At 59.3% G+C, this 690-nt stretch carries 1 protein-coding gene; it reads left to right on the top strand.

Annotation, left to right across the window (positions count from 1 at the left end):
• A partial coding sequence (locus IVA92_RS00775) for an IS110 family transposase (protein ID WP_247534094.1) occupies positions 1 to 690 on the top strand: 690 nt, incomplete at both ends.

The raw sequence follows: 690 nt of genomic DNA, 5'->3' as shown, positions 1-690 counted from the left end.
GGTGACCGCCCGGAGCTGAAGCCGGTCAATGTCGGCGCGGCCGCCATCGACATCGGATCAAAGATGCACATGGCTGCGGTGAACCCAGCCTGCACTGATATGCCAGTGCGCACGTTCGGCACATTCACAGAAGACCTGCATCATCTGGCAGACTGGTTTAAGGCCTACGGCGTGACGAGTGTCGCGATGGAATCCACCGGGGTCTATTGGATCCCGGTTTACGAGATCCTGGAGCAGCGCGGGTTTGAGGTCATTCTGGTCAATGCTCGCTACGCAAAGAACGTGCCTGGGCGCAAAAGCGATGTCAGCGATGCCGCATGGTTGCGCCAGCTTCATTCCTATGGCCTGTTACGCGGCAGCTTCCGACCTGATGCCGAGATTGCAACCCTGCGCGCCTATTTGCGCCAGCGGGAGCGGTTGGTGGAATATGCCGCTGCCCATATCCAGCATATGCAGAAGGCCCTGATGGAGATGAACCTGCAGCTCCATCACGTGGTCTCGGATATCACGGGCGCGACTGGCATGCGGATCATCCGAGCTATTGTTGCGGGCGAACGCAATCCCGACGTGTTGGCGACCTACCGGGATGCACGCTGCCATTCTTCCATGGAGACGATCCGCGCCGCACTGGTGGGCAACAACCGACATGAACATGTCTTCGCCCTGACCCAATCGCTGGAACTCTACGAC

Source organism: Bradyrhizobium sp. 154 (assembly GCF_023073875.1).
Classification (GTDB): domain Bacteria; phylum Pseudomonadota; class Alphaproteobacteria; order Rhizobiales; family Xanthobacteraceae; genus Bradyrhizobium.
This window is presented reverse-complemented; position numbering and strand designations above follow the sequence as displayed.